A 6,000-nucleotide genomic window follows, 5' to 3' on the forward strand; every position below is an offset into this window, starting at 1 on the left:
CTATAGGAACGGCAGCAGCGCCGGGACAGCGCCAGCTATCGCTCCTACGTTGTGGACCTCGCAGAGAGCGCCGAATAGCATGGTCTGATAGGCGTTGTGATATGCCGGGGTGAAGATCGATATTTCCGCCTGATCAATGTCGGACGCCGCATTCCTTTTTGAGCGGGTGGTATGCTCTAAGGAGGCTCATCACGTTCTTTGTTCGGCCGTATTAGATCGGTGTAAGAGAGAAACTGAGATCTTTGGATGCGTATCATCTTGCATTCATATCGTTTACTTTTTTCTCCAACGCCCCCTCTTACGAGCTCGCGCGAGGAGAGGTGGAAAATCAACAGATGACGTCGCTTTACATAGGCCGCGGCTGGAATTTGATTGACCCTAGGAGCTCCCCACATTAGTTATCGCGCAACATGGGGAGCAATTGACGGTTGAGCATGCTGAAACACATAACGGTAATACTGCCCATAGCATATCGCGGGGGGTCTCTTCGGGTAACCAAAACTATCGCCCGGATGATTAAGATGGGGAGCGCTCGCGATGGCGCTTCTTGCGGTGTTCGCATTGCAGTATTGGCTGAAAAGTACGATGTTGAAAGAGAGTTCCGCGATGTCCTGTCGGAAGGCATTGAGGTTAGAGAATTCAGTTGGAAGCGCACCGACGGCCGTGAAGTTGAGTTTATAAACAAGCTTGAGGATCGGTCGCCAGAGCTTCTTCATAGCCGCTATTATTTGCCGGAAGATGGCATCCACAACCTGATGGATACAGACTTTTGGCTGGTTGTCTCCGACCGCACGGATCTGCCGTTGGCTCCGGTAAAGCCCTACGCGGTATTCGCTACCGACTACATTCAACGATATGTGCCAGAGATATTCCCGCCAAATGGACTCGGCAAGATCGACGCTCCGTTCATCCAGACTGTCAGAGGCGCGAACGCCATCATTGTGACCACCCCGCAAACGATGCAGGACGCGATTTCATATGCAGGGGTTCCAGCGGCGAAGGTTCATTTGGCGCCCATGGATTTTGACCCTACTGCGGTATCGACATACTCCGCTGACGATGCCGGGTACAGCTCGCACTTTGTGTGGCCTACGAACCCGACACAGCATAAAAACCACAAGCGAGCTTATGATGCGCTTGAACGCTATTACACCAGGATGGGTGGGAGATTGAAGGTCAAGGTCGTTGGGCCAAACACACACTGGTTGGACCCGGAGCAGACCATTCCAAAACATATAGCGGAAATCCAGTACATCGCTGATCTCCGGGAACAATACCGGGAGTCCAGTGCCTTGCGCGAAAACGTAGAATTCTGCGGAGAGCTGCCGGACGAGGAGTATTCAAAAATTGTCTCTGCAGCGCAGTTCTTATGGCATCCAGTGCTTTACGACAATGGAACCTTCGCGGTTGCCGAAGCCGCATTGATGGGATGTCCATCACTATCCAGCGGTTATCCACAAATGCGTTACATTGGGGAGCGCTTTGGGATCCCTATGAAGTATTTTGACGCTAGGTCGGTCCCTAGCATGGTCGAAGCATTAAAGGCGATGGAAGGCGAAGCCCAGGAATTGAGGCGTTCATTGCCAGACGCGGAGACCCTTTCTCGTCATTCTTGGGAGCGCCACGCTGCTGATTATTGGCGAATGGTTCAAGGGTTTGCAGCATGAAGAGATTAGGCATTTTCCTCGGGTTTACCCCAAAGCAGATGGTGCCTCACGAAGGTATCGCGCGCCTGATCGGCTTCATCGTAAAGGGTGCCACGGAATCAGGCGACATTTCCGTCACACTTGCGGGACCTTCGTGGCTCAAGCCGGAGATCATCGCATTGTTGGATGATGCGAATGTTCCACGGGGTAGCGTGGAAATCGTCACCACGCGGAAGGAGCCATACATCGTCAAGATCTGGCGGGTTTTGGCTAAGATCAAATCGCGCGATAAAAAGCCGAAAGCGAGAAAACACCGCCTTAAGCGATTGGTCAAGCAATTACTTCTCCTTGTGGTCTCGTGGCTTTCGACCAGATCGACCCTGCTTTTTGTGGCTGGGTGCATTTTGCTAGCCGCAGCGGCGTTGATCCTTGCCATCCCTCTACTTTTAGTCCTCATCTTCCTGGCGGCCGCGTTCGTGGGGAGCCGCACACTTCCGAGAGTATCAAGGCACCCGATTTCACACCGTGTCCTTGGGAAGCTCGGTGAATTCAAACTCTCTGTCACTTCGTCACTGAACATTGTTGATCGCGTTCGCGAAAGCGAGCTCAAGAGATTGATAGGAAAAGTCAATCGGCGGAAAGATATAGACGTGTGGTATGTCCCTTCGATGTTTTGGCCAGAAGTCTCCGGTCTTCAAGGGAAGGTAGTGATGGCGGCGCCGGATATCGTTTTCTACGAACACCCCTCCCAATACACCACTGCAGAGTTTAGGGGCGCGCTAGATCGCATATCTGCAAGTGTGAAGGCTGCCGATCATCTCATCTGCTATAGCGATTACGTCAGGCAAAACCACATGGTTGAGCGACAGCATGTGCCAGAGGAGCGCGTGTCGGTAATCCGCCATGGCTTTGTGGATACGAGTGCCGTGGAACGTGGCGACGGTTCTCGTGAGGCATCATTGGACGTCCTGCACAGTTATCTTCAAAAGAAAAAGCATCAACTTCCTAGCTATCTCGCTGGGTTCCGGTTTGATGATGTTCCGTTCCTTTTTTATTCGTCGCAGGTTAGGCCTCACAAAAACATCGAAGGCTTGGTCATCACGTACGAGAAGTTGCTGCGGGAACACTTCCGCCCCGTAAAGCTTGTGCTCACTGGGAGGTTCAGCGGGAACGATCGCATCGCGGGTATTGTTAGGAAGCATGGCCTTGAGCGGGATGTCATTTCACTTCCGTCGGTGCCAAACGACGTTCTCGCAGCACTCTATCGTCTGTCTTGTTTGTCCGTTAACCCAACCATGTTCGAGGGCGGGTTCCCATTCACCTTTGCGGAAGGCTATTCCGTCGGGACGCCCTCAATTATGAGCCGGATCCCCGTCGTCACTGAGATCATCAAAGACGAGAGTTTGCTCGATATGATGACCTTTGACCCCAGAGATCGCGATGAAATGCTGAAGAAGATCCTATGGGGGATGGACAACGCCGACGCGCTATACAACGCGCAACGACCTCTGTTTGACAGCATGTCGATGAGAACTTGGACCACCGTTGCGGATGAGTATCTCGGCCTGATGCGAAAAGTTGCCGAGGAGTAGTATCGTAGCAAATTCGTGACCAACTGAACTATAGAAGATCACCTTCATCCTGAAGTCTCAATGACTCAGCTAATCTCAATGCAGGCTGAGACCATGGTACCACTAGCGAAGAGGTTTTCGGTTTGAGGAGCCACAATCAAATGGAGACCTGTTAGTGTTGAGGCCAGGTTTACTGCTTCTGATAGCTGGAGCGATGTATCTAACTATCGTGGTTGTGGCGAAACTGCCCGCCTAAGAAAGGCGGCGGCAACGCTTGATCCGAAGGCTGCCCAACGCGACCTTTATAGGACATCCCCATAAACTCATGCCCGACGTCCGCCGGGTACTTTCGCGCCTGGTCGCTGCGGCTGATCGAGCTGCGGCACTCGCCGACATTGTTCCGAACGCAGTTCCCGGCCGTGTCCCTGAAGGCTCTCCGTATGCGGCGTCTCCGCCCCATTGATTTTGCTGTAGCGGCGGTCTGGTCTAGCGCTTGGAGATTATCCTATGAGCACGTCAGGGAGTCCCGGACGAGCTCATTGTGAGGCACTGATCCGTTGCGCATAGGCCCACGGCATGAGACCGTCGATGCCTTTGGCGAGGTGACCATTTGCGAGGCTGGTGAAGAGATCGCGCAGATAGGCGTAAGGCTCAACGCCGTTCATTTTGCATGTGCCGATCAGGCTGGCAAATCGGGCCCAACTCCGGCCACCTTCATCGTGACCCGCGAATAGGGCGTTGCGGCGGTTCATGGCCGGACTACGGATCGCGTTTTCGACCAGGTTGGAGTCGATGTCGACGCGGCCGTCATCCAGGAACAGCCGGAAGCCATCCTGGCGTTTGAGCATATAAGCCATGGCCACGCCGAGGTCGGACTTGCGCGAGACGCGCGCGGCCTGAGCTGTCAGCCAAGTGAAGAACTCGTACACCAGCGGGCGAGACAGGTTCTGGCGGACAGTCCGGCGGTGTTCGGGATCAGAACCGCGGATGCTGTCCTCGATCTTGTAGAGAGCAGCGACGCGCAACAACGCCTCGTCGACGATGGGCGAACGCTTCTTCGGCTTTGCCTTGATCAGCTTTCTGCGGCCATGTGCCCAGCAGAAGGCCAACCTCAACGACTCGCCGCCCGTGCGTTTGGGCGTGGCGAGGTGAGAGTAGCCACCATAGGCATCCACTTGAATCGTGCCATTGAAGCCATCGAGGATTTCTGCGGCATATTCGCCGTTACGCCCGGGTCGATAATGGAACCCACGCCCGGCGGCGCTGATCCGTTCGAGCCGCGGTCGTCGCGCAAAACAGCCCAGAGATAAGCAGTTTTCGTCTTGCCGCGCCCCGGATCCAGCACCGGAGCCGTGGTTTCGTCGACAAAGAGCCGCGTACTTTCCGACATCAGGCGTTTGGCCATGTGGTCTACAACCGGGGCGATTGCTCCACCCGTGCGCCCCAGCCAGTCGGCCAGGACGGTGCGGTCGATCGGCACTCCGTGCCGGGCCATGACCGCTGCCTGCCGGTTCAGCGGCATGTGTTCGGAATGCTTGGACACGACGATCTGCGCCAATGATGCCTCGGTCGGCCAGCTGCCTTCCAGCAAATGCGCCGGCGCCCTGGCCTGTACCACGCCTGTACGGCCCTTGGGGGAAGCGTATTTTGGGCGGATCGTGACGATCACCTGATAGCGTGCCGGAATCTGGTCAAGCCGTTCCGTCCGGTCTTCGCAGATCCGGACCATGTTGCCGCAACCACAGGGGCAGGCAATGCTGTCTGGCTCGATCACCCGCTCAACCCGCGGCAGGCCCTGTGGCAGTGCGCGTGCCTTGCGCTCCTTGCGAGCAACGGCCTTTTCGGGGCCGACTGCGCTGTCCGCGATCTTTTCCTCGACGAAGGCGATCTGGGCCTGTGTTTCGGCATTCGCCGTCTCCAGGTCCTCCAGCGCCAGTTCCATCTGCGTCGGATCCAGCTTTTCCGACTTCGGCCCGAACTTCGTACGGCGGTAGTCCTGAACCTGACCTTCGAGTTTTTCGATCAGTTCCTTCAGCTCGGTGATGAAGGCGTCCTTCTCGGCCACCACCGCCTGCTCATGCTGACGTGCCGCACGCTCGACCGACAGCTCGAACTGCACCGCCGCAAAGGCACTCAATACCTCAGGAGGAAGGTCCGCGAACTGGCTGAGATCGATCGGCTGCGACATGCGTCTTCATAGCAAATCGAAGCAGAAAAGCCCGATAAAACAATGCCAAAACAGGGCGACTTAGTCATCCTGCCGCAGTCGGCGCTGTTACCCGTTGCGCCATAACCCGCCGCCAATCGAGGCCTTCGAACAAGGCTTCGTACTGTCCTCGCGACAGACGCATCGTGCCATCCTGCACTTTAGGCCATGCAAAGCTGCCCCGTTCCCAAATTTTGTAGGTCAGCACCATTCCAGTGCCATCCCATACCAGGATTTTTAGGCGATCCCCGCGCTTCGATCGGAAGATCACCGTCACCCCCGAATGCGGATCAAGCTTCAACTCGGTCTGCACCATCAAGGCCAGCGCCTGATGACCACAGCGGAAGTCCACCGGGCGCGTTGCGATCAGAATCGGTAGTCGTTGGCCCACGATGATCACGCCGTCCCTCGCATCGCACGCACCAACGCTGCAACCCGATCAACCGGCACACCGCCGGGAACCCTCACCACGAGGTCTGCGCCTATTTCTACCGTCACGATCTGCGAAGCGGCCGCCACCGGATCCGCGATCGGCAAAGCATCGGTAGCCGTCTTCGGCTCCGTCGTAATCGCCAGT

General features: G+C 56.0%; 3 protein-coding genes and 2 pseudogenes. 2 read left to right on the plus strand and 3 right to left on the minus strand.

What is annotated here, in order from left to right:
• Nucleotides 1–521: 521 nt before the first annotated feature.
• A complete protein-coding gene (locus tag RGCCGE502_RS17035) occupies nucleotides 522–1,667 on the plus strand; it encodes a glycosyltransferase family protein (protein WP_176705705.1) in 1,146 nt (381 codons plus the stop codon).
• Nucleotides 1,664–3,238 (plus strand): glycosyltransferase, encoded by a 1,575-nt coding sequence (locus RGCCGE502_RS17040; RefSeq protein ID WP_016555426.1) that lies wholly within the window; start codon nucleotides 1,664–1,666, stop codon nucleotides 3,236–3,238. Before RGCCGE502_RS17035 ends, RGCCGE502_RS17040 begins: the two co-directional genes overlap by 4 nt.
• A gap of 515 nt (nucleotides 3,239–3,753) precedes the next feature.
• Here RGCCGE502_RS17040 and tnpC read toward each other — a convergent pair.
• The 3 genes and pseudogenes from tnpC to RGCCGE502_RS17055 all read right to left on the minus strand — a co-directional run.
• Nucleotides 3,754–5,405 (minus strand): annotated as a pseudogene (tnpC, locus tag RGCCGE502_RS17045) (IS66 family transposase).
• A gap of 64 nt (nucleotides 5,406–5,469) precedes the next feature.
• A complete protein-coding gene (gene tnpB, locus RGCCGE502_RS17050; RefSeq protein WP_016555427.1) occupies nucleotides 5,470–5,823 on the minus strand; it encodes an IS66 family insertion sequence element accessory protein TnpB in 354 nt (117 codons plus the stop codon).
• Nucleotides 5,820–6,000, minus strand: a pseudogene (locus RGCCGE502_RS17055) (IS66-like element accessory protein TnpA); the annotation flags it as partial. The gene tnpB and the pseudogene RGCCGE502_RS17055, both read right to left, overlap by 4 nt.

Origin of the sequence: Rhizobium grahamii CCGE 502 (genome assembly GCF_000298315.2) — a bacterium.
GTDB classification, from domain to species: Bacteria; Pseudomonadota; Alphaproteobacteria; order Rhizobiales; family Rhizobiaceae; genus Rhizobium; species Rhizobium grahamii.

Coding starts and splice junctions, on each gene's coding strand:
- RGCCGE502_RS17035 (WP_176705705.1), top strand. CDS start 522: ATGGGGAGCGCTCGCGATGGCGCTTCTTGCGGTGTTCGCATTGCAGTA.
- RGCCGE502_RS17040 (WP_016555426.1), top strand. CDS start 1,664: ATGAAGAGATTAGGCATTTTCCTCGGGTTTACCCCAAAGCAGATGGTG.